Annotated in this window: 1 protein-coding gene; it reads left to right on the plus strand. The window is 68.6% G+C overall.

Annotated elements, in window-relative coordinates; genetic code table 11:
• The coding region (locus XcodCFBP4690_RS22245; RefSeq protein WP_146092061.1) for a transposase at positions 1–264 on the plus strand (264 nt) is incomplete at both ends.

Here is a 264-nt window from a genome sequence, read left to right on the forward strand (position 1 = left end):
GCAAGCTGGTCGGGGTGGCGCCGCTGGCACGCGATAGCGGCCTGATGCGCGGGGTCCGCCACATCTGGGGTGGACGGGCCTGCGTGCGCCAGGTGCTGTACATGGCGACGCTGGTGGCGGTGCGCTTCAACCCGGCACTGCGCGACTTTTACCAACGGCTGCGTGAGCGCGGGAAGGCCGGCAAAGTGGCCCTGGTCGCGGCAATGCGCAAGCTGCTGGTCATCCTCAACGCCAAGATGCGAGATCAACTGGCGGCTGACGCCG

Origin of the sequence: Xanthomonas codiaei (assembly GCF_002939785.1) — a bacterium.
GTDB lineage: Bacteria > Pseudomonadota > Gammaproteobacteria > Xanthomonadales > Xanthomonadaceae > Xanthomonas > Xanthomonas codiaei.